The 22,469-nt window shown below is 67.7% G+C and carries 22 protein-coding genes; 12 read left to right on the forward strand and 10 right to left on the reverse strand.

Annotation, left to right across the window (positions count from 1 at the left end; translation table 11 throughout):
* Both H7X47_RS22775 and H7X47_RS22780 read left to right on the forward strand, forming a co-directional pair.
* Window positions 1-807, forward strand: coding sequence for an OmpA/MotB family protein (locus tag H7X47_RS22775; protein ID WP_193371070.1), 807 nt, complete (start codon window positions 1-3; stop codon window positions 805-807).
* On the forward strand, window positions 807-4,391 hold the full coding sequence (locus H7X47_RS22780) for a tetratricopeptide repeat protein (RefSeq protein WP_193371071.1): 3,585 nt from the start codon (window positions 807-809) through the stop codon (window positions 4,389-4,391). Before H7X47_RS22775 ends, H7X47_RS22780 begins: the two co-directional genes overlap by 1 nt.
* Here H7X47_RS22780 and H7X47_RS22785 read toward each other — a convergent pair.
* From H7X47_RS22785 to csrA, 9 genes are all read right to left on the reverse strand, one after another.
* Complete coding sequence (locus H7X47_RS22785; protein ID WP_193371072.1) at window positions 4,388-5,767, reverse strand: MmgE/PrpD family protein; 1,380 nt, start codon at window positions 5,765-5,767, stop codon at window positions 4,388-4,390. The two genes, H7X47_RS22780 and H7X47_RS22785, sit on opposite strands and share 4 nt — an antisense overlap.
* Before the next feature lie 118 nt (window positions 5,768-5,885).
* Window positions 5,886-6,392, reverse strand: coding sequence for a hypothetical protein (locus H7X47_RS22790; protein ID WP_193371073.1), 507 nt, complete (start codon window positions 6,390-6,392; stop codon window positions 5,886-5,888).
* Window positions 6,393-6,561: 169 nt separating this feature from the next.
* On the reverse strand, window positions 6,562-7,305 hold the full coding sequence (locus H7X47_RS22795; RefSeq protein WP_193371074.1) for a 1-(5-phosphoribosyl)-5-[(5-phosphoribosylamino)methylideneamino]imidazole-4-carboxamide isomerase: 744 nt from the start codon (window positions 7,303-7,305) through the stop codon (window positions 6,562-6,564).
* Window positions 7,306-7,426: 121 nt separating this feature from the next.
* Window positions 7,427-8,098, reverse strand: a complete 672-nt coding sequence (locus tag H7X47_RS22800) for a hypothetical protein (protein ID WP_193371075.1) — start codon at window positions 8,096-8,098, stop codon at window positions 7,427-7,429.
* A gap of 132 nt (window positions 8,099-8,230) precedes the next feature.
* Complete coding sequence (gene fliP, locus H7X47_RS22805; protein WP_193371076.1) at window positions 8,231-8,980, reverse strand: flagellar type III secretion system pore protein FliP; 750 nt, start codon at window positions 8,978-8,980, stop codon at window positions 8,231-8,233.
* Window positions 8,977-9,369 carry a FliO/MopB family protein gene (locus H7X47_RS22810; RefSeq protein WP_193371077.1) on the reverse strand — a complete coding sequence of 131 codons (393 nt, stop codon included), beginning with the start codon at window positions 9,367-9,369 and terminating at the stop codon, window positions 8,977-8,979. The genes fliP and H7X47_RS22810 overlap by 4 nt, the downstream gene beginning before the upstream one ends.
* Window positions 9,370-9,414: 45 nt before the next feature.
* Complete coding sequence (locus H7X47_RS22815; protein ID WP_193371078.1) at window positions 9,415-9,741, reverse strand: hypothetical protein; 327 nt, start codon at window positions 9,739-9,741, stop codon at window positions 9,415-9,417.
* Between the two features lie 2 nt (window positions 9,742-9,743).
* A complete protein-coding gene (locus H7X47_RS22820) occupies window positions 9,744-10,121 on the reverse strand; it encodes an EscU/YscU/HrcU family type III secretion system export apparatus switch protein (RefSeq protein ID WP_193371079.1) in 378 nt (125 codons plus the stop codon).
* Between the two features lie 212 nt (window positions 10,122-10,333).
* The gene (gene csrA / locus H7X47_RS22825; protein ID WP_193371080.1) at window positions 10,334-10,594 is read right to left on the reverse strand and encodes a carbon storage regulator CsrA; all 261 of its coding nucleotides are present in this window, start codon (window positions 10,592-10,594) and stop codon (window positions 10,334-10,336) included.
* A gap of 212 nt (window positions 10,595-10,806) precedes the next feature.
* On the opposite strand from csrA, the gene flgB reads away from it, so the two are divergent.
* The 9 genes from flgB (at window position 10,807) to recA (ending at window position 18,690) form a co-directional block, all read left to right on the forward strand.
* Window positions 10,807-11,214 carry a flagellar basal body rod protein FlgB gene (flgB, locus tag H7X47_RS22830; protein WP_193371081.1) on the forward strand — a complete coding sequence of 136 codons (408 nt, stop codon included), beginning with the start codon at window positions 10,807-10,809 and terminating at the stop codon, window positions 11,212-11,214.
* Between the two features lie 36 nt (window positions 11,215-11,250).
* Window positions 11,251-11,658 carry a flagellar basal body rod protein FlgC gene (gene flgC, locus H7X47_RS22835; RefSeq protein ID WP_193371082.1) on the forward strand — a complete coding sequence of 136 codons (408 nt, stop codon included), beginning with the start codon at window positions 11,251-11,253 and terminating at the stop codon, window positions 11,656-11,658.
* A gap of 120 nt (window positions 11,659-11,778) precedes the next feature.
* Window positions 11,779-12,090, forward strand: coding sequence for a flagellar hook-basal body complex protein FliE (gene fliE, locus H7X47_RS22840; protein ID WP_193371083.1), 312 nt, complete (start codon window positions 11,779-11,781; stop codon window positions 12,088-12,090).
* A gap of 40 nt (window positions 12,091-12,130) precedes the next feature.
* A complete protein-coding gene (fliQ, locus tag H7X47_RS22845) occupies window positions 12,131-12,397 on the forward strand; it encodes a flagellar biosynthesis protein FliQ (RefSeq protein ID WP_193371084.1) in 267 nt (88 codons plus the stop codon).
* Between the two features lie 16 nt (window positions 12,398-12,413).
* Window positions 12,414-13,181 carry a flagellar biosynthetic protein FliR gene (gene fliR / locus H7X47_RS22850; protein ID WP_193371085.1) on the forward strand — a complete coding sequence of 256 codons (768 nt, stop codon included), beginning with the start codon at window positions 12,414-12,416 and terminating at the stop codon, window positions 13,179-13,181.
* 12 nt (window positions 13,182-13,193) lie between these two features.
* Entirely contained in the window at window positions 13,194-14,279 is a 1,086-nt protein-coding gene (flhB, locus tag H7X47_RS22855) for a flagellar biosynthesis protein FlhB (protein ID WP_193371086.1), read from the forward strand.
* A 211-nt stretch (window positions 14,280-14,490) separates the two neighbouring features.
* Entirely contained in the window at window positions 14,491-16,860 is a 2,370-nt protein-coding gene (locus H7X47_RS22860) for a hybrid sensor histidine kinase/response regulator (RefSeq protein ID WP_193371087.1), read from the forward strand.
* Between the two features lie 33 nt (window positions 16,861-16,893).
* Window positions 16,894-17,265, forward strand: a complete 372-nt coding sequence (locus H7X47_RS22865; RefSeq protein ID WP_193371088.1) for an ankyrin repeat domain-containing protein — start codon at window positions 16,894-16,896, stop codon at window positions 17,263-17,265.
* Between the two features lie 330 nt (window positions 17,266-17,595).
* Complete coding sequence (gene recA, locus H7X47_RS22870) at window positions 17,596-18,690, forward strand: recombinase RecA (protein ID WP_193371089.1); 1,095 nt, start codon at window positions 17,596-17,598, stop codon at window positions 18,688-18,690.
* A gap of 123 nt (window positions 18,691-18,813) precedes the next feature.
* Here the strand turns inward: recA and H7X47_RS26210 are convergent, their stop codons facing one another.
* The gene (locus H7X47_RS26210; RefSeq protein WP_193371090.1) at window positions 18,814-19,437 is read right to left on the reverse strand and encodes an invasion associated locus B family protein; all 624 of its coding nucleotides are present in this window, start codon (window positions 19,435-19,437) and stop codon (window positions 18,814-18,816) included.
* 368 nt (window positions 19,438-19,805) lie between these two features.
* Between H7X47_RS26210 and alaS the strand changes: the two genes are divergently transcribed.
* Window positions 19,806-22,466, forward strand: coding sequence for an alanine--tRNA ligase (gene alaS / locus H7X47_RS22880; RefSeq protein WP_193371091.1), 2,661 nt, complete (start codon window positions 19,806-19,808; stop codon window positions 22,464-22,466).
* Window positions 22,467-22,469: the final 3 nt, after the last annotated feature.

Raw genomic sequence — 22,469 nt, forward strand, 5'->3', positions numbered from 1 at the left:
ATGGCCGGCGAGCGCAGCTCCAGAGACGCCAAGGCGCGCGGCAAGTCCGACGAGCGCAAGGCGCCGCCCCCGGCGGGGGCGGGCTGGCAGACGATGGCCGGCAGCCTGCTGGTCTACCGCGGGCGCCAAGATACCTCCCAGGCCTGGCTGCTCACCTTCACCGACCTCGCGGCGCTGATGCTGACCTTCTTCGTGCTGCTGTTTTCCATGTCGACGATCAAGGACGAGGACTGGCAGAACCTGGTCGACGCCCTGTCGCCGCAGATGCCCAGCCTGCAGGAGGTGACCGTCGCCCTGCCGACCGCCGACAAGGCGGCCGACGCGGTGGAGCGGGTGCCGGGCACGGACCTGGACTACCTGGCCGCGGTGCTGAAGGAGCAGATGGCCGCCAACGACGTGCTGGGCGGCGCGCAGGTGCGCCGAGAGGCGGAGAGCCTCGTCATCTCGGTACCCGGCGATCTGCTGTTCCCGCCGGGCGCCATCGAGCTGGGTAAGGCCGGCGAGAAGGCGGTCTTCACCCTCAGCGGCGTGCTGCGCAACCTGCGCAACGTCATCGAGGTGGCCGGCCACGCCGACCCCAACCAGCCGCAGTCTCTCTACCCTTCCAACTGGGAGCTTTCGCTCGCCCGGGCGGCGGCGGTCTCCGGGCGCCTTACCAAGCTGGGTTATCAGGGCAGCATCGTCGTGCGCGGCTACGGCGCCGCTCAATTTCAGGACATCGACGCCGAGCTGTCTGCCGAGGAACGGCTGGCCCAGGCGCGCCGCGTCGATATCGTGGTGCACAGCTACGCCGAGGAGGTGCGCTGATGCGGGCGTTGCTCTTCGGCCTCTTCCTGATCTTTGCCGTTGCCGTGCCGGCCGGCGCCGCCGACAGCGTGGCCGTTCGCGGCGGTATTCATGAGAGCTATGGCCGTATCGTCTTCGACTGGCCGCGCCGCGTCGACTACGAGGCGCGCGTCGAGGACGGCCGCCTGGTGATTCGCTTCAGCGAGCCCGCAGACTTCCAGGGCAGGGTGATGCGGGACGGCCTGGCGGGTTATGCCGCCGCGCCGCAGGCCTCCAGCGACGGCCGGACCCTGAGCCTGCCGCTGACCGCCGGCCACGGGCTGAAGCACTTCCGCCTCGACAACAAGGTGGTGGTCGACCTGCAGAAGGCCCCGGCCGAAGCCCCCCGGGCTGCAGAGACGGCAAAGGCCGGGCAACCGCCGAAGGACGCCGCGGCGGCGCCGAAAGCCGGGCTGCCCAAGGTACGGGTGCGCGGCGGCCAGCACGGCGGCTTCAGCCGCCTGGTCTTCGATTGGGCCGAGCCGGTGGGCAGCGTTCTGGAGGAAGCGCCCGGGCGCGCGCGCATCGTCTTCGACCGCCCGGCGGACTTCGATACCGCCGGCCTGCGTCCCGAACGCCTGGCGCAGGTCGCCGGCGTCTCCGCCGCCGAGGACGGCGTCACCGTCGAGGTGCCCGAGGGCAGCCGACTGAAGGTCACCCGCAGCGGGGCGAAGGTGGTGCTGGATATCTTCGCCGAGGCCCGGCCGGAGAAGCAGAAAGCCGCGCCGCCGGCGGCGAAGGAGGCCCCGGACGCGGCGGAGCCGAAGGTGGCGGATCTGACGCCACGCCAAACGCCGCAGCCACAGCCTAGCGAAAAGCCTGCTGAAAAGCCCGCCGAGGCAGCGGCTGAGAAGGCCCCGGCCGTGGCGGAGAGCCCGGTGCCGACACCGCTGGTGCCCAAGACGATGGGCGGCAAGGTGGAGGCGACGCCGCGTTCCGCGCAGCCGCCGCGCCATGCCGCGGCCGCGCCGCCGGCAGCGGCGAAGGTCCCGGCACAGGAAGCCGCCGCGCCCGCCAAGCCGAAACCGGCCACCGAGGCCGCGGCCAAGCCGGCCGCGAAAGCCGCTCAGGCCGATCCGATCAAGGCGCAGGGCGATCCGGGGAAGACCGCGCCGGCCAAGGTGGCGGCCATTCCCGACAGCGCCCGCGGCGGATTCGCCATCAAGACCGAGCCGACGCCGAGCTTCATGACCTCGCGGGCCCAGGGCCCGAAGGCGGAAGCCTTCGTGCCGGTGGTCATGACTTTCTCCTGGCAGCGCCCCACGGCGGCGGCGGCCTTCCGGCGCGGCGAGAACCTCTGGCTCGTCTTCGACCGGCCGGCGCCCAAGGACGTGGTCGAGCGCATCGCCGCATCGGCGCCGCATCTGGGCGAGGTGCGCCTGATGGAGGACGGAGGCTCGACCATCCTGATCATCGGCGCGGCCCCCACCGTGGCACCCCGGCTCAGCCGCGAAGGCAGCCGCTGGACGGTTGACCTGCGCCCCCGCAGCCCGCTGCCGGAACGCGGCCTGGCCGCGCCGGTCATCGAGTCGCCGACAGACGAAGCGGGAGGCGTCGCCCGCATCCGCTTCCCGGTGATCGGCGCCGGGCGCATGCTTTGGGTCAGCGATCCGAACGCCGGCGACCGCCTGGTGGTCGTGCCGACGCGCGGCGCCGGCATGGGACTGACCCTGCCGTACAGCTTCCCGCAGTTTCGCAGTCTGCAGACCCATCAGGGCATCGCCCTGCAGCCGTTGAGCCCGGGGATCGAGGTAGCCACCATCCGCAGCGGCGTCCTGGTGCGCGACCGTCACGGGCTGCTGGTTTCCAACGCGGAGGAACGCCGCAGCGCCGAGCGCGCGGCGGATCCGCTGAGCAACAGCCCGGGCCTTTTCGACCTGGCGGCCTGGCGGCGCGGCGGGATCGAGGACTATCAGGACAACCGCCAGAGCCTGCAGCACGCCCTGCGTGGCCTGCAGGGCGAGCGCCTGGGTATCGCCCGGCTCGACCTGGCGCGCTTTTACTTCGCCCATGGCCTGGACAGCGAGACCCTCGGGTCGATCGAGGTGATCGAGGCGGAGAACCCGCGCCTGGCGCTGGACCCGGAAGTGCACCTGCTGAAGGGCGCCAGCCAGATCCTGCTGCAGGATTTCCGCGGTGCTGCCGTCAGCCTCGCCCATCCGGCCCTGGTCGGGGAGCGGGAAGCTTTGCTGTGGCAGGCCGCGCTGGCCGCCCAGGCGGAGGACTGGCAGGCGGCGGCGACCGGCTTCGCCGAGACCCTGGACCTGATCGACAGTTATCCGCGCAACGTGCGTTTCGACCTTGGCCTGGCGGCGGCGGAATCCTTCCTGCGCGCCGGCAACCTGGAGGCCGCGACCATACAGCTCGGCGCCTTGCTGCGCGCCCAGCCCGATAAGCGGGAGCTGGCCCGGGTGAAGATCATCCAGGGCGCGCTGCGGCTTGCCAACGGCGATCCCGAGCAAGCGCGCAAGCTGTGGACCGAGGCCCGCGACGGGCCGCACCGCCCCACCCAGGCGCGCGCCCGCCTGGCGCTGATCGACCTGGGCATGGAACTGGGATCGCTGTCGTCCTCAGCGGCCATTGCCGAGCTGGAACGCCTGCGTTTCGCCTGGCGCGGCGACCTCTTCGAATTCACCCTGCTGCGCAAGCTGGCCGATCTCTACGCGCAGGAGAACCTCCATCGTGAGGCGCTCTATGCGCTGCGCGAGGCGGTCAGCAACTTCCCGGACAGTCCGGCGGCGCGCAACGCGGCGCAGCGCATGCGCGAAGTCTTCGCCGAGATCTACCGCGGCCCCGGAGACCCGGAAGTGCCGCCGCTGCGCGCCCTGGCGCTGTATCAGGAATTCATGGAGCTGACCCCTGTGGGTCCCGAGGGCGACCGCATGATCGCCGCCCTGGCCGATCGCCTGGTCGAGGTCGACCTGCTGGATCGCGCCGGGGAGCTGCTGGAAGGCCAGGTGCGCTATCGCCTGGAGGGCCAGGAGAAGGCGCGCATCGGCGCCCGCCTGGCGCTGGTGCGCCTGCTCGACCGCAATCCCGAAGCGGCGCTGGATGCACTGCAGATCAGCGAGGCCGAGGATATCGGCGACAAGCTGAAGAAGCAGCGCCGCCAGCTGCGCGCCCGCGGCCTGTCGGACCTGGAGCGCACCGACGAAGCCCTGAAGTTGCTGGAAGGCGACAACAGCCTGGATGCGGAAAACCTGCGCGCCGATATCCACTGGCGTCAGCGCCAATGGCCCTCGGCGGTCACCTCCCTCGCGAAACTCATCCCCCTGCTGCCGCCGCGCCGCCCGATGGCTGAGGAAGAAAGCCAGCTCGTCGTGAACCTGGCTGTCGCGCTCATGCTGTCGGACCAGGCGGTTGAGTTGGAGGACCTGAACCGGCGCTATGGCGCGGCCATGGCCAAGGGCCCCCACGCCGACACCTTCAAGCTACTGGTCGGCGACGGCGAAAAGGTCGCGATCACCTCCATTGCCGACGAGCTCGGCAAGGTGAGCGAGGCACAGGACTTCATGACCAATTACCGCGAACGCCTGCGCCAAGGCAACCTCAGCCAGCTCAACTAGATTTCGCTGGGTGCCGCTGCCAAGGCTGGCGCTTCCAACGGGGCCAGCAGGCCGTCGACGAAAGCGCCGCTGTCGGCGAAGCCGTCGACCGCCCGGCAGGCGTCAACCAGCGCCGCGCATCTTCTTTCGCCCAGCAGCGGCTTCGCCAGCCCCTTGAACTTCTCTTCCAGCTCGGCATCGCTGAAAGGCGTTTCAGGATCGCCGCGCGCCGGGCAGGGCTCGGAGACCAGGCGGCGACCGTCCGCCAGGTCGATGACCGCATGGGCCCAGCGCTCCGCCGGGAAGCGGGCACAGTAGGCGGGCTCCTCCACCAACACCATGGCCTCGCTGAGGGCCACCACCTCCGGGTCGGCCAGGCCCGGCCCGTCGATCTCGGCGACACCCAGGCGGCCGCGCAGCAGTGCCGCGGCGACCGGGAAGGGCAGGGAGTACTGGGCTTCGTCGGTGGTCCGCGGCCGCCGGGTCGTCAGGCGCACCGCCTCGGTGAAGCTGTGGATGGTCACGCGCGCGCCGGCCTGGGACGCAATGTCATGCGATCGCCTGAGGGACAACACCGCCTCCACCGCCGGCTGGGCCCAGCGGCAGACCGGATAGGCCTTGATGTACTGCTCCTCGATGGTCCAGCGCCGGCCGAGGTCGCGCCAGGTCGCCGCCGTCGCGTCACCGGTCACGGTCACGGCGGGTGCGCCGGTGAAGCCTTCGGCCGCCAGCAGGGCGGCACTGACGCCGGCCAGGGCACCCATGGCGGATCCGTCCTTCAGCATGGTCGGGTGGTCGATGACCCGCATCATCTGGCTGCGCGGGCCGTAGTACTCGGCGATGCCGAGGGCATGGGCGGTTTGCGGCCGGGAGAGCCCCAGTGCGCGGGCGCCGAGCGCCGCGGCGGCCAGCGCGTTCCAGGCGCCGGAGGTGTGGTAGTCGGCGACGCTGGCGTGCAGCGCGATCCCGGCGCGCGTTGCGACCTCGTAGCCCAGCACCAGGCGGGTCAGGAACTCCGCGCCGCTGCAGGGCGCCAGCTCGTCGCAGAAGGCGAGCAGCGCCGGCAGCACGGTGACCCCGGCGTGCCCCTTGGTCAGGCGGTGGCCGTCGTGGGCGTCGATGGAATCGATGCTGCCCGCCCCGGCCAGGGCCGCACCCTGGGGCGCAACCCGCCGCCCGTCGAAGAGCAGGCGCGCGCCGGCCTCGCCGGCGCCGTGGAAGCGGGCGGCATGGTCGCGCAGGATGCGGCTGGCCCGGGTGGCGCTGCCGGCGGCCGCGGTGCCCAGGGTGTCGAGCAGCAGGCGGCGTCCCGCATGGCGGGCGCTCTCCGGAATGTCGGCGTATTGCAGTGCGTGGATGAAGTCGATGCAATCGCCGGATAGGGCTGCGTTGGGCATGCGGGGGCCTTTGCGTGGCGGTGATGCCTCAGCCTGCCGTTTTCCCGAAAGGGCGGATTTCCGCTATGCGCCCTTCTCTGGTCCAGGCTCGCCCCGGTGCGGCTTTCCGGCGGGACCGTCAGCAGTCGGGGCAGCGGGTGTGCAGCACCCTGATGGGACGGTCGTCGATCTCGATATCGCCCTGGCGGATGACCTCCCAGCAATTCTGCCAACCTTGTCCGGCATAGAGCCGGTGGCAGCCTTCGCACTCGACAATGGTCCGGGCCTTCTCCGGCGTGCCGGCGGCGGGCTGCTGCTGACGGTCGAAGGCGTACTGCAGGGCGGCGACGAAGACGACCTCGCCCAGGCTGCCCGGCGCGATGGTCATGGTCATGTGGCGTTCGACGGTGGGGGAATCGCAGCGGAAGGGAACGGTGATCGGCGCCGCCTTCTGGCGCACCTCGTGGACCATGCAGCGGTAGAGGCTGCGGTTGCCTTCGTCGGCAATGAAGTCCCAGAGCTTGTGCCCGAGGACGGCCATAGGGTCGGCAACGCCGCCGTTTTCCTCAGCGAAACGCGGCCATTCCTCATTCACCTCGGAGATGCGGTCATCCCCGTCGATGCAATAGATCACTGAACCCGACATCGGCCCTCAGCTGCCCAACTTCCAGGCTCCGGTATGGCGTGTGGGGTGCAGTCTAGCACAGGGGCCAGTGCCAGATGAAGGCGCGCCCCACCGCACGCCCCACCGCACGCCCCACCGCACGCCTTGGAAGATTGCTGCGGAGCGGCAAGGCGCCGACAGAGGTTCTGTCCTAAAGGAACGGCGCCGGCTCCGGCACGGGTTCCCGGACGATCGCCAGCGCCTCGGCCAGCGTAAAGGCACCGCCGAAGAGGGCACGGCTGGTGATGACGCCGGAAATATTGGGGAGATGCTGGAGCACCGAGACATCCTGCAGCGACTTCACCACGCCACTGGCGATCACCGGCGTCTTGATGCCCGCCGCCAGTTCGGTCACCTGCGACAGGCTGCTGTCCGGCTGGTCGTCGTCGCGGTCGATGTCGGTGTAGATGATCGCCGCCAGCGCCACGTCCTCGAACTGGCGGGCGAACTCTATCGGCGTGAAGATGGTCGCCTCGCGCCAGCCCTCCACCACCACGTGGCCGTCGCGCGCGTCGACGGAGACGACCACTTGGCCCGGAAAGCTGGTCGCCGCTTCCTTGACCAGGTGAGGGGACTTCACCGCGGCCGTGGCGAGCACCACCCGCTGGGCGCCGGCGTCGATCCAGTGATGGACCCGTTCCATGGAGCGGATCGCGCCGCCCACCTGCACCGGGCAGCCGGCTTCGTCGATGATCCGTTGGATGACGTCCGCGTTGTCGCCCTGGTTGAAGACGGCATCGAGATCGACCACGTGGATCCACTCAGCGCCCTGTTTGGCGAAGTCCCGGGCCGCCTCGATAGGATCGATATCGTAGACGATAGGCTCCTCCGAACGGCCCCGCCGGAGGTTCACACAGCGTCCCTTCTGCAGTTCGATGTCCGGATAGATGATCATCGCGTCCTCCCGGCTGTTATCGTTTCGGCTTCTTTGCGAGCCTGATCACCGGATCATTGTGAAACGGTCCGGCGGGCGAGGGAAGGGAAATCGGGAGGGCGCAGCGGGGATGAAACGAGATCTAGCAGACGTAGTGCTCGAACGGATTGCCGGATGCCGTCATGGGGATGCAGATCTCGCGGACCGTGATGTCGTATACGACGATATTGGGCGGCACGCCGAATGTGGAACTGGTGACGCCATCGGTGGTGAGTCGCACAAAGACATCGTCGGGATCGGGCAGTAGGTTTTTGTACCACAAAGGGTAGTTTTCCCAAGCAGTCCTGAAGCTTTCCTCCGGCCAGTTGGCAGCATCTGGTGATCCGGGATGTAACGCCGCGAAGAGAGCCGACAGCGTCTCGAACGCCCTTCGGCTTTCCTCCTCTGAATGCTTGACGACAGGCATTAAGATTCGCAGGGAATGGATTCGCTCGTCGTCGCCGGCCATGGTCACCCAGAACGGCAGTTCCGAACCGTGCATGACCCAGATCGAGTCCGGCGCCATTCGTTCCATTTCAGCAAGAGCTTTGCTCTCGGCCCGCTCCGCAGCCGGCGTGTCTGCGGGGCGATGGCTATCTAGCAATTCTTTAAGCGTCCGCACGGTGGGCGGCGTGCTCTCGCTGCCTTGTGAGAGAATGTGAACTAACTCGCTTCTCTTCAGAAAAAGCCAAGTATCTTCTGTTCCGGCGGCCTTGGCAGAATGCATTCCGGCCACCGAGAGGAACAGGAGGAAGCTGAAGAAGACTCTGCACATGGCCCGTACCCTTCGAAGCTGTACCGGCGGCGAAGACCGGACCGATGACCAGTGAACATGCGGACTGGCAGCAGTCTAGCTTCTGCTTCAGGTTGAGCAAGAGGGGCAACCGGCGCAAGGCCCACTTTCCGCTCACGTTCCGTAGCTCTGCACCAGGCTGCCGGCGACCATGTACCAGCCGTCGACCAGCACGAAGAAGATCAGCTTGAAGGGCAGGGAGATCATCACCGGCGGCAGCATCATCATGCCCATGGACATGAGGATCGAGGCCACCACCATGTCGATGATGAGGAAGGGCAGGAACAGCAGGAAGCCGATCTCGAAGGCGCGGCGCAACTCGCTGATCATGAAGGCGGGGATCAGCGCGCGCATCGGCGTCGCCTCCGGTCCCTCGACCTCGTTCGCGTCGGTGAGGTCCAGGAACAGGCGCAGGTCGTTCTCGCGCACGTGCCCCAGCATGAACTGGCGCACCGGGCCCTGGGCGCGGTCCAGCGCCTCGAACTCGGTGATGTCTTCGGCGATCAGCGGTTCCAGGGCCTCGTCGTAGACCGCCTCCAGGGTCGGCATCATGACGAAGGCGGTGAGGAAGAGCGCCAGGCTCACCACCACCGAATTGGGCGGCGTCTGCTGCAGGCCCATGGCCGTGCGCAGGAACGACAGCACCACGACGATGCGGGTAAAGGACGTCATCATCACCAGGATCGAGGGCGCCAGGCTCAGGATCGTGATGAGGGCGATGAGCTGGATGATGCGCCCAGTGGTGGTGCCGGCGGTCTCGGCGCCGAGGTCGAAGGTCAGCGCCTGGGCCAGGGCCTCGCCCGGCAGCAGCAACAGCAGGACCGGCACGACGGCGAGGGCCGCGAGGGGAGCGATGCGCTTCACGGCGTCTGCCTCCGCAGCTTGCCGGCCAGGCGGGTCACCAGGGTTTCCGGGCCCGGAGCGCCCGGAGCGCCCGGGGCGGCCGTGGCGCCGGGCTGGGCTTCGGCCGGCTGGACCGGCGGTGCCGGAATATCGCTTTCGATCAGCAGGTCGCTGGCCGCGCCCAGCAGCACCAGGTGCTCGCGGTCGTCGCGGCGCAGCAGGACCAGCTTGTGCTTGGCGTCCAGCGGGCGCACCTCGACCAGGCTGAGGCGGCGCTGACCGGCGCTGCTCGGCGTCGCGGCCAGGCGCTCGCCGAAGCCCGAGCGGCGCAGCAGGGCCGCCAGGCCGGCGATGAGCACCAGCACGAAGGCCAGCGCCAGAAAAAAGCGGAAGTACTCACCGAGATCCATAAAGTTTCCCCAATCGCCCCCCAAGGCGGTTCGGTTGATGCGCTGCTAGGGCTTGTCGGTCTTCGGCGCCGTGTAGGCGGTCAGCGCCTTGCGGCGCTCGCTGGCGGCGTTCAGCAGCTGCGCCAGCTCGCCCAGGCCGGCGCGCAGGTTCTCGCCCAGCTGGTTGACCTCCTCAACCAGCCCGAAGAGGCGCGGGCGCAGCTGGCGGCTGTCGTCGGCCGACAGGGTCTCGATCGCCTTGCAGAGTCCCTTCACGTCCTCCTCAATGGGCGTCAGATCGACGATGGTGCCGGTCGACAGGCCCTGGCGCGCCTTGCGCAAGCGCGCCGTCAGGGAATGCATTTCGGACTCGATGGCGGCTGTATGGCTCACGCTTACTTCTCCTCGTATGTCTTGTGACCGGCGGCGGCGCCGGCTTGCTTCCCTTCAACCCTGTGGCCGCCGGCTGGCTTGCGGTCCGTCTGGTAGAGGTAGCGGAGGATCTCCGCGACCCCGGCCAGCGCGGCCAGGGGGATTTCGCTCTCCACCTCGACAGCCGCCAGGATTTCGGCCAGATCGGCGTCGGTGCGCACCTTCACGCCGCGCTCGAAGGCAATCTGCAGGATCTGCTCGGCAACCGCCCCGCGGCCGCTGGCGGTGACCCTGGGCGCCTGCGCGGCGGTGTTGCGGACCAGGCCCTCGATAGCGTCCGGCGTCACGTTCTCCAGCGCGATGGCGAGGCTGCGCTCGGGGCGGGGTTTCTGCGTCACCATCGGCTCACGGTCCGGCAATTCACGGCTCTGCCGCCGGCTCGAACAGCTCCCGGGCAGCCGCTTGGGCAGCCCGGATCGCCGGCAGTTCACCAATGGTGACCGATCATGCTTAATGAATGGTTAGAGGAGAGCCCTCAGCGGGCCCGGAAGGGCGGAAAAAACGCCAAGCGCCAGAGGCCCTTAGAAGGTGCCCCGGCGGGACGGGGAGGGGGTTAAGAGCCGCCGCTCTCGCTTTTCGGCACCGCCGGCGGCGCAGCGCCCTTGAGCGCCTCGGCCAGGGCCTCGTCGTCGCCCACGGCGGCGGCGCGGTTTTCTTCCTGGATGCGCTCGAAAATCTCGCGGCGCAGGACCGTCGCATCGCTTGGAAAGGTAAATCCAAGCTTAATCGACTTGCCGCGGATATCGACCACGGTCACCTCGATATTGTCATTTATGATGACGGATTCGCCGATTTTGCGTGTCAGATAAAGCATCGCCCTCTTGGCTCCCCCGCGCCGCAGACCGCAGCCTCCCCCGGCCCACGGCTATAGTTAATATACACAATTTAGCTCGTTTTACTGATTCTTAACAAGGCAGGCTTGATCATAGGACCCATAGGCCCCGGAAAAGTAGGGGGAGTCCTGGGGCCGCGGCCCTTGGGACGCCGGGGGCGAAAGCGGCGCTCGATGCAACTGCCAGGAACGTCATGGACGGGAAACCCGGAATTTTCAGCCTGCTCGGCAAGCGAATGGAATGGCTCGGCCAGCGCCAGAAGGTGTTGGCGCAGAACATCGCCAACGCCGACACGCCGGACTATGTGCCGCACGATCTGAAGGCGCAGGATTTCCGCCGTATGGTCGAGCGCAACTACCTGCCGACAATGAAGCCGGACGCGACCCGGGCCGGGCATATCCAGACTTCCAGCCTGAACGCCGACAATCGTGGCGTCGAACAGAAGCAGCGCTACGAGACCGCGCCTTCCGGCAACGCCGTGATCCTGGAAGAACAGCTCATCAACGTCGCTCAGACGCAGGCCGACTACAACGCGATCACCAACCTCTACAAGAAGCAGGTGTCGATGTTGAAGATGGCGCTGCGCGGGCGCATGGGCTGATCGGCCACAACGCGAAGCGCCTAGGACGCAGAAGCGATGGATCTTGAGAAGTCACTGAACATCTCCGCCGCCGGCATGCGGGCGCAGGGCACGCGTCTGCGGGTGATCGCGGAGAATATCGCCAATGCCAACTCCACGGCGCAGGCGCCGGGCGGCGAGCCCTACCGGCGCAAGCTGGTGACCTTCGACAACGAGCTGAACCAGTCGCTGGGCCTGGAGACGGTACGCGTCGATTCCATCGTCGCCGACCGCAGCGCCTTCCAGCGCCGCTACGAGCCGGGCCACCCGGCGGCCGACGAGGAAGGCTACGTCCTGCTGCCGAACGTGAATTCCCTGATGGAGATGGCCGACCTGCGCGAGGCGCAGCGCAGCTACGAGGCCAACCTGAAGGCCATCGAGTCTTCGCGCACCATGCTGCAGAAGACGATCGACCTTCTGCGCTGAGGCGCAGGCGATATCCCGCGCTGAGCCCAGCGCAACCGTTACGCGGCGCCAGGAGGGCGCCGCCGACCGCCAGGACGGCCCCCATAGGCACCCGAGGACCGGGCGCCTGAGGAGCGAGCCATGACCATGAATATCAACGGGGCTGTTCAGGCCTACGACCGGATGCTGCGCCAGGGCGGTTCCGCGCCCGGCCTGGAGGCGCGCGACAGCGGCGGCGCCGATTTCTCCTCCCTGCTGCAGCGCGCCGCCGAGCGCGCCGCCGACACCATGCTGGAAGGCGAGAAGCAGACCATCCAGGCGGGGGCCGGGGCGGCCGACCTGACCCAGGTGGGTATGGCCGTGTCCAAGGCCGGGATGACCCTGGGGACCGTGGGGGCCCTGCGCGGCAAGGTGGTCCAGGCCTACCAGGAAATCCTGCGGATGCCGGTCTGACGGCTTTGGCGGCGTTGGCAGGCAAGGGAAGGGGGCCCCTGTGAACGGCACGGAAGCGATCGAGATCGGCCGCGAGACGATCCTCGTCATGCTGAAGATCGGCGCCCCGGTTATGCTGATGGCACTGGCCGTCGGCCTGGCCATCGCCCTGTTCCAGGCCCTGACCTCGATCCAGGAAATGACCCTGACCTTCGTGCCGAAGATCATCATCATCTTCGTCGGCGTGATGCTGATGCTGCCCTTCATGCTGAGTAGCCTGACGACTTTCTCCCAAGGCCTCTTCGATCGCATGATCTCCCTCGGCTAGGGCGGGAGCCTCTCCCATGCTCGCCGAACTTCTGCCGGATCAAGTCTTCGCCCTGCTGCTGGTCTTCGTGCGGCTGGGCAGCGCCATGATGCTGATGCCCGGCTTCGGCGAGAACTACATCTCCCCGCGCGTGCGCCTGCTCCTGGCGCTGACGGTGACGGTGGTGATCCAGCCGGCCCTGCCGCAAGGGGTCATCCCGGCGCTGCCCGACAGCGCCGTGGCGATGTTCCTGCTGATCCTCGGCGAGGCCTTCGTCGGCCTGTTTCTCGGCTCGCTGGCGCGCATCCTCATGGCGGCACTCTCCATCGGCGGCATGATGATCGCCACGGTGACAGGCCTGGCCAACGCGCTGACCAACGATCCCACCGCGGCCCAGCAGGGCTCCATCGCCGGCTCCTTCCTCTCGACCCTGGCGCTCTTGATCATCATCATCCTCGACCTGCACCACCTGCTGCTGCGCGGCGTCATCGAAAGCTACGCGCTGTTCCTGCCGGGCCAGTCGATCCTGGTGGGCGACGTTTCGCAGATGATCACCCGTGGCGTGGCGCGGGCCTTCCTGCTGGGCTTCCAGATCGCCTCGCCCTTCATCGCCGTGGGGCTGATCTTCAATCTGGGCCTCGGCCTGCTGTCGCGCCTCATGCCGCAGATGCAGGTCTTCTTCATCGCCATCCCGCTGCAGATCCTGATCGGCATGGGCATCCTGATGATCGCCCTGCCGACGCTCATCGGCTGGTTCATCTCGGGCTTCCAGGACGTCATGCTGCCCTTCGCGGGCTTGAACTAGGGGCAGGCGCGGATGGCCGGTGAAGACGACGATTCACAAAAAACAGAAGACCCGACAAGCAAACGCCTGTCCGATGCGCGCGAGAAGGGCCAGGTACCCCGCTCGCAGGAGGTCTCGCACTGGTTCATGATGCTGGCCCTGGCGCTGGTGGTCGGCATCTTCTCGCCGTCTCTGATGTCGGATATCGGCGCCCTTTTGCGGCCCTTCGTGGAGCAGCCGCACATGATCGTGCTGGACAACGGCGGCCTGCGCGACGTGCTCAGCGGGACGGCGCTGGGCATTCTCAAGGCGGCCGCGATCCCGCTGGCGATCATCCTGGTGGCGGGACTGGCGGCCGGGACGATCCAGAACGGCATCATCGTCACCACCGAGCAGATCCAGCCCAAGCTCTCCAACATCGGGTTCAAGCGCGGCTTCAAGAAGATGTTCTCCAGCCGCTCGCTGGCCGACTTCCTGAAAGGCGTTCTGAAGCTCACCGTCGTCGGGGTGGTGGTGGCGCTGATCGTCTGGCCGGACCGCGACGACGTGCTCGTCATTCCGACCATGGAAGTTCAGAGCGTTCTGGAACTGGTGCGCACGGAGGCGGCAAAAATCATTGTCGGCGTTCTGGCGGTGATGACGATCATTGCGCTGGCCGACGTGATGTACCAGCGCTTCATGCACCACAAAGAGCTGCGCATGACCAAGCAGCAGATCAAGGACGAGCACAAGCAGTCGGAAGGCGACCCGCTGATCAAGAGCCGCCTGCGCCAGATCCGCGTCGAGCGCGCGCGCAAGCGTATGATGGCGGCGGTGCCGGAGGCCGACGTGGTGATCACCAACCCGACCCACTACGCCGTGGCTCTGAAGTACGATCAGAGGACCATGGAGGCGCCGCGGGTGGTGGCCAAGGGCGTCGACAACGTGGCCCTGCGCATCCGCGAGGTGGCCGAGGAGAACGACGTGGCGGTGGTCGAGAACCCGCCGGTGGCCCGCGCCCTGCACGCCAGCGTGGACATCGACCAGGAAATCCCGCCCGAGCACTACAAGGCGGTGGCCGAGATCATCGGCTACGTCATGCGCCTGAAGAAGGGCCTGCCCGCCCGCGCTCCGCGGTAAAGAATGGGCCGGCTCCACGCCGCACCTGAGGTTCGCGCCGCGCCGAGCCGGCTGAGCGCCCCGGCGCCCCCCAGAACCACAGCGTTCATGTCCGCCGCCGCGCTATTCGTCTTGCTCGCGACTCGGTGCCTATGGTTAATCTTCATTAATTAATAGCGGATAGTTTTCCGAAGCTTATGCGTGGCGTGGAAGGACAGGGAGGGGCCTGCAGTTGCTGAGCCTCATTGCATTTGTCGTTGGTGGCCTCCTCGGCCTGGCGGGGGGGGCGGCCGGCATGTGGTATTGGCAGCGCCGCCGCGGCCTCTGCGCCTCCGTCTTTGCCGCCGTGCCCAAGCCCTGGCAGGTGGTCTCGCCCGCCGGGCGCACCATCCTCGCCAACGCCGCCCTCGACAGCTTTTTCGGCGGTGACGAGCGGCCGATCCCCGAGATGCTGCTGGAGCAGGTCGCCGGCGACCCGGAGGCGCGCCGCCAGATCGAACTGATCGCCGAGCAGGCCAAGCGCGGTCTGCTGGGCCAGGTCGAGGTACGGGTGCCCGCCGCCAACGGGGCCGGCAACGGCGGCTACGACTGGCGCTTCGTCGCCGCCTATCCACTGCCGGACCATCCCGGCTACGTCTACTGGGTGGTGGACGACATCACCCCGCGCCGCCAAATGGAACAGATCATGCGCGAGGAGCAGGAGCGCTTCGTCGACCTGCTGGAGAACGCGCCGGTCGGTTTCTACTCGGCCGACGCCGAGGGGCGCTTCCTCTTCGCCAATCACACGCTCTGCGAATGGCTGGGCGTGGCCCACAACGACCTGGAACTGGGCCGCGTGCGCCTGCACGACGTGGTCGAGGGGCTGCCCGCGGGAGCGCGGCCCTACGACCCCTTCGGGGTGTCCGGCGCCTCCCAGGGCGAGGTGCTGCTGAAGGACGCCGACGGCGAGACCTTCCGCGCCTCCATCCGTCAGGACCTGGTGACCGACGAGAACGGCGAGGTGCAGCGCACCCGCTCGGTGGTGCGCGACCTGTCGCGCGAGATGGCCATGGCCGCGGCGCTGGAGGAATCGGAATACCGCTTCGAGCAGCTCTTCGCCAAGGCGCCGGCGGGCATCGCCCTGATCGGTCCCGAGGGGACGATCCAGGAATGCAACGACGCCCTGGGCCGCCTGGTCGGGCGCGAGCCCAAGGCGTTGCGCTCGGTCTCGCTTTTCGACCTGGTGGCCAAGGGCGACGTCGAGGCCCTGAAGACGGCGCTGGCGCCCCAGGATCACAAAGCAGGGGCCTCCCAGCCGGCGCGGCGCCAGGCGCCGCCGCTGGAGGTGCATCTGGCCAGCGACGAGGGGCCGGTCTGCACGCTCTTCGTGAACCGCACCGAGGGCAGCGACGGCTCGCTGGCGGGCTTCGTGGTGCACTTCATCGATTCAACGGAGCAGAAGAACCTGGAGCGCCAGTTCGCCCAGTCGCAGAAGATGCAGGCGGTGGGCCAACTGGCCGGCGGCATCGCCCACGACTTCAACAATCTGCTGACGGCGATGATCGGTTTCTCCGACCTGCTGCTGCTGCGCCACCGCCCCGGCGACCAGTCCTTCGCCGACATCATGCAGATCAAGCAGAACGCCAACCGCGCCGCCAACCTGGTGCGCCAGCTGCTGGCCTTCTCGCGCCAGCAGACGCTGCAGCCGCGCCTTTTGAACCTGACCGACATCCTGGCCGAACTGTCGCACCTGCTGCGCCGCCTGATCGGCGAGAACATCGAGCTGAAGATGAGCCACGGCCGCGACCTGGGCATGATCAAGGCCGACCAGGGCCAGCTGGAGCAGGTCATCATCAACCTGGCGGTCAACGCCCGCGACGCCATGCCCGAGGGCGGCGTGCTGACCATCCGTACCGGCAACGAGAAGGTGGAGAAACGGCGCAAGTCCAAGGACGAGTCCATGCCGCCGGGCAACTACACGGTCATCGAGGTGGTCGACAGCGGCATCGGCATTCCGTCGGAGAACCTGGACCGCATCTTCGATCCCTTCTTCTCGACCAAGGAGGTCGGCGCCGGCACCGGCCTGGGTCTCTCCACGGTCTACGGCATCGTCAAGCAGACCGGCGGCTACGTCTTCGTCGACAGCGTCGTCGGCGGCGGCACCACCTTCGCCATCTTCCTGCCGCAGGTGGCCGAGCAGGAGGTCGCCGCCACCCTGCAGGACGTCGAGGCGCTGGAGCGCCGCGACCTGACCGGCGCCGGCACCCTGCTGCTGGTCGAGGACGAGGACGCGGTGCGCGCCTTCTCGGCCCGGGCCCTGCGCAACAAGGGCTACAACGTGCTGGAGGCCAACTCCGGCGAGACCGCGCTGGAGATCCTGGAAGGCGAGGGCGAGCCCATCGACCTCCTGGTCACCGACGTGGTCATGCCGCGCCTGGACGGGCCCAGCCTGGTCAAGGAGGTGCGCCAGACGCGCCCCGACCTGAAGGTCATCTTCATCTCCGGCTATGCCGAGGACAGCTTCAGGAAGCGCCTGGACGAGGAGGTCGGTATCCACTTCCTGCCCAAGCCATTCAGCCTCAAGCAGCTGGCCGGCAAGGTGAAGGAAGTGCTGGGCGAGTAGCCAGGCGCGGGGGACGAGGAGTTCCTTGGGGAAATGTCCGGCAAGATGATCGATGAAATCCTCGGAAAATGTGAGAGCACTGGGGGCTTTCTCGGAGAAACGCCCTTGGGCGTAAACGACACCAATATCTTTGGCGACACCCCCTTGCACCTAGTCAGTCGCTGGGGCGACGCCGAGGCGGTAGCGGCCCTGCTGGCTGCGGGCGCTGACGTCAATGCGATAGGTGAAAAGGGGCAGACCCCGCTTTTTTGTGCAGGGTCAACGGAAGTGGTCGATCTGCTGCTGACCGCCGGGGCCGATCCCGCTGTCATCGATGAATTCAGTCACTCCGCGGAAACGTTTCTGAGAAGCGTGGGGCAGACCAAGGCGGCAGACCACATTGGGTCACGTGCGAGGCGGCCGTAAGTCACCAGGATCAGACTGGACAGCACGGCGGTTCAAACTGAAGCCGCTCGCCGGCGAGGCGAGGGAGGTGCCGGGTGAAGAGCTCAGCTTCCACCGCTGAGTCCGCCCCCGATTCCCCATCCCGGCCGCCCGCCGATTCCGCCTCAATCAGGCCGCTGTCGATTCCGCGCTGCAGCAGGCTTCTGGTCTGAAAATTAGGGCAATTTGTCTCTAATTTTATGGAATGTTCTCATTTTGATCCGCTTTTTCCTTGCGTCGACGAGAACAAAGTTGGTACAAACTCCCCTCATTGCAGACCCTCGACCCCTATGACATAAGGGAGTTCAGCCCATGGCTCAGAGCGCTTTACGGTTGGTGGAGAAAGATACGGTGGACAAGAAAAAGGCGTTGGACGCGGCCTTGGGGCAGATCGAGCGGGCCTTCGGCAAGGGCTCGATCATGAAGCTCGGCGCCGACCAGGTGGTCGAGACGGAAGTGATCTCCACCGGCTCCCTGGGGCTCGATATCGGCCTCGGCATCGGCGGCCTGCCGCGCGGGCGCGTCGTCGAGATTTACGGGCCCGAAAGCTCCGGCAAGACCACCCTGGCCCTCCACGTGGTGGCCGAGGCTCAGAAGACCGGCGGCACCTGCGCCTTCGTGGACGCCGAGCACGCCCTCGACCCGGCCTACGCCAGTAAGCTGGGCTGTAACGTCGAGGAGCTGCTGATTTCCCAGCCAGACGCCGGCGAGCAGGCGCTGGAGATCGCCGACACCCTGGTGCGCTCCGGCGCCATTGACGTGCTGGTGGTCGATTCGGTGGCCGCCCTGGTGCCGCGCGCGGAGCTGGAAGGCGAGATGGGCGATTCCCTGCCGGGCCTGCAGGCACGCCTCATGAGCCAGGCGCTGCGCAAGCTGACCTCGTCGATTTCCAAGTCGCACACCCTGGTGATCTTCATCAACCAGATCCGCATGAAGATCGGCGTGATGTTCGGCAATCCCGAGACCACGAGCGGCGGCAACGCGCTGAAGTTCTATTCCTCGGTACGTCTCGACATCCGCCGCATCGGCGCCATCAAGGACCGCGACACGGTGGTCGGTAACCAGACCCGCGTGAAGGTGGTGAAGAACAAGATGGCGCCGCCCTTCCGGGTGGTGGAGTTCGACATCACCTACGGCGAGGGCATCTCCAAGACCGGCGAACTGCTGGACCTCGGTGTGCAGGCGAACATCGTCGACAAGGCCGGCGCCTGGTTCTCCTACGAGGGCCAGCGCATCGGCCAGGGCCGCGAGAACGCCAAGACCTTCCTCAAGGAGAACCCGGAGATCGCCCAGCAGATCGAGCGGAAGGTCCGCGAGAACGCCGGGCTGGTCTCGGCGGCGATGCTGGAAGGCCCGGAGGACGAGGGCGACGGCGCCGGTGACGGCGAGGCCGCGGAAGCCTCCTGAGGCTTCCAGGCCTCTCCGCCCAGGGGGCCGCGAGCCCCGGCGCAGAGATACGAAACGGGCCCCTGAAAAGGGGCCCGTTTTGCTTTTGCGCCTGGTTTTCCCGGCTTCGCCCGCCCGGTCGGGCTATTCGATGCTGCCGAAGCCCGCGGTGAAGCCGCTGAGGGAGAACTGCATGTTGATCGGCTGGTTCTTGTTGGCGTGCAGCTGGATCACGCCCTGATTGCCGGCCCTGAAGGAGTTCAGGACCTCAGCGGAAAGCGGCAGGTAGGCCTGGCAGCCGTCGACGCGGCAGAACTGAAACGGCGCGCCGGCGATGCCCTTGCCATCGACGCCCACCTGGACGCCGCCGGCCAGGGGCACGCCCAGCGGCATGGCGATGACCGCCATGGGCTGGCGGTTCGGCCGGAAGAAGCCGATGGTGATCTTCAGCAGCGGACGCTGGCTGTTCTGATCGACCAGTTGCTGGGTGATGAAGCAGGCGACCTGTTCGCCTTCCTTGGGCGGGGAGGCGTCCTTGGGCGGGTTCGGCGTGCAGCGGCGGACCCAGTCGCCGAAGCGCTCGGGCTCCGGGGCCGTGGCCGGGCCCTGGCCGGCCGGCGCCTGACCTTGGGGTGCCTGACCTTGGGGTGCCTGGCCTTGGGGCGCCTGGCCCTGAGGGGCAGGTTGGTCGGGAATCTGGAGCTGGACCTGGGCGGCCGCCGGGACCACCGGGGCCGCCAGGCCCGCGCTCAGCAGCGCCGCCGCCACAAGGCGCGCGCCACGGCGGTGAACAGGTCGAGCCGAGGCGGTGCCGCGGATCGGGCAAGTAAACGCAGTATATGAAGGCATAAAGTGAAACTAACTCCTGAGGACGGGGCTTGGCCAGAGCATTGCTGTGTCCCTTGGTCTCGCGCCCCTCAAATAGGGGGAGGGGACGGCAATTGCCAGGATAATCCTTGAGGCAGAGGGGGGCAGGGCGCCCGGCCGGTCCCCGGGGACCGAAAGGGCCTTTCGGTGGACAGCCCCCCTGGGGCGCGCTAAAACGCTCCGCTTTCGCGCGCTTTGCCCGCCCGCTGCGAAGAAATTTAGAAGGGTTCCAGCTTGCGGTGCAAGCTCAGGGATAATATCTATCTGCTATGACGACCGGTAACGAAATTCGCTCCGCCTTTCTGGACTACTTCGCGCGCAACGGGCACGAGATCGTGGCTTCTTCGCCGCTGGTCCCGCGCAACGACCCGACCCTGCTGTTCACCAATGCCGGCATGGTCCAGTTCAAGAACGTCTTCACAGGCAACGAGACGCGCCCCTACAACCGCGCCACCACGTCTCAGAAGTGCGTGCGCGCCGGGGGCAAGCACAACGACCTGGAGAACGTCGGCTACACCGCGCGCCACCACACCTTCTTCGAGATGCTGGGGAACTTCTCCTTCGGCGATTATTTCAAGGACCTGGCCATCGAGCTGGCCTGGAACCTGGTCACCAAGGAATACGGCCTGCCCAAGGACAAGCTGCTGGTGACGGTCTATTCCGAGGACGAGCAGGCGGCCAAGCTGTGGAAGCAGATCGCCGGCCTGCCCGACGACCGCATCATCCCCATCCCCACCTCGGACAACTTCTGGGCCATGGGCGACACCGGCCCCTGCGGGCCCTGCTCGGAGATCTTCTTCGATCACGGCGAGCATATTCCCGGCGGCCCGCCGGGCAGCCCCGACGAGGACGGTGACCGCTTCATCGAGATCTGGAACCTGGTCTTCATGCAGTATGAGCAGCAGGACAAGGATACCCGGGTCGAGCTGCCGCGGCCCTCGATCGACACCGGCATGGGCCTGGAGCGCATCGCCGCGGTGCTGCAGGGCAAGCACGACAACTACGACACCGACCTGCTGCGCTCGATCATCGAGGCCTCGGCCGAGGCTTCCGGCCAGGACCCGGACGGCGAGCACGCGGTCTCCCACCGGGTGATCGCCGACCATCTGCGCGCCAGTTCCTTCCTCATCGCCGACGGCGTGCTGCCCTCCAACGAGGGGCGCGGCTACGTGCTGCGCCGGATCATGCGCCGCGGCATGCGCCATGCCCACAAGCTGGGCTGCAAGGAGCCGCTGCTGTGGCGCCTGGTGCCGACCCTGGCCGGCATGATGGGCTCGCATTTCCCGGAGCTGAACCGCGCGGGCGCGCTGATCACCGAGACCCTGAAGCTGGAGGAAAGCCGCTTCAAGGATACCCTCGACCGCGGCCTGAAGCTGCTGGAGGAAGAGACCGACAAGCTGGGCGAGGGTCAGGCGCTCAACGGCGAGGTCGCCTTCAAGCTCTACGACACCTACGGCTTTCCCCTGGACCTGACCCAGGACATCCTGCGCGGCCAGGGCCGCAGCGTCGATACCGACGGCTTCGACGCGGCCATGGACCGCCAGCGCGCGGCCGCGCGCAAGGCCTGGGCCGGCTCCGGCGAAGCGACCACCGAGGCCCTCTGGTTCGAGCTGCGCGAGCGCCTCGGCGCCACCGAGTTCCTGGGCTACGACGCCGAGGAGGCCGAGGGCCAGATCGTCGCCCTGGTGGTCGACGGCAAGGAGGTCGAGAAGGCCGAGGCCGGCCAGGAGGTCATGCTGGTGACCAACCAGACGCCCTTCTACGGCGAGTCCGGCGGCCAGCAGGGTGACCACGGCGCGGTCTTCAGCGCCGAGGGCGGCGAGATGGAGGTGCGCGACACCCAGAAGAAGCTGGGCGACCTGCACGTTCACATCGGCAAGATGAGCCACGGCGAGCTGAAGCTAGGCGACGCCGTCGAAATGCGTGTCGACGGGCGCCGCCGTGCGGCCCTGCGCGCCCATCACTCGGCGACCCACCTGCTGCACGAGGCGCTGCGCCGCCGCCTGGGCGACCACGTGACGCAGAAAGGTTCATTGGTTGCCGAAGACCGGCTGCGCTTCGACATCAGCCATCCCAAGCCGCTGACCCCGGAAGACGTCGTGGCCATCGAGGCAGAGGTCAACGAACGCATCCGCAAGAACGCCGAGGTCGAAACCCGCTTCATGACGCCGGACGAGGCCATCGAGGCGGGCGCCCTGGCGCTGTTCGGCGAGAAGTACGGCGACGAGGTGCGTGTACTCTCCATGGGCGGGGCCGACCCGACCAAGAACGGCAAAGCCTATTCGACCGAGCTGTGCGGCGGCACCCACGTGCGCCGTACAGGCGACATCGGCTTCTTCAAGCTGACCGGCGAGGCGGCGTTGGCCGCCGGTGTGCGCCGCATCGAGGCGGTGGTGGGTGACGCCGCGCGCCGCTATGTGGAGCACCAGGAGCAACTGCTGAAGGATGCCGCGACGGCGCTGAAGGTGGCGCCCGAGGAACTGCCGGCCCGCCTTTCGGCCCTGCTCGACGAACGCAAGCGCCTCGAGCGCGAAACCGGCGAACTGCGCCGCAAGCTGGCGACCGGCGGCGGAGGCGGCGGCAACGCGGAGGACGTCCGCGAGGTGGCCGGGATGAAGTTCGCCGCCAAGGTGCTGGACGGCATTCCCGCCAAGGATCTGAAGCCGCTGGCCGACGACATCAAGAAGCAGATCGGCAGCGGCGTCGTGGTGCTGGTGGCGGTGAACGACGGCAAGGCCTCGCTGGTCGTCGCCGTTACCGAGGACGCCACCGGCAAGGCCAGCGCCGTCGACCTGGTGAAGGTCGGTTCCGCGGCCCTGGGCGGCAAGGGCGGCGGCGGCCGCCCGGACATGGCCCAGGCCGGCGGCCCGGACGGCGCGGCAGCCCCCAAGGCCATCGAGGCCATCGAAGCGGCCCTGGCCGCCTCCTGAGCG

The sequence above is a fragment of the Pelagibius marinus genome, assembly GCF_014925385.1.
Lineage (GTDB): Bacteria > Pseudomonadota > Alphaproteobacteria > Kiloniellales > Kiloniellaceae > Pelagibius > Pelagibius marinus.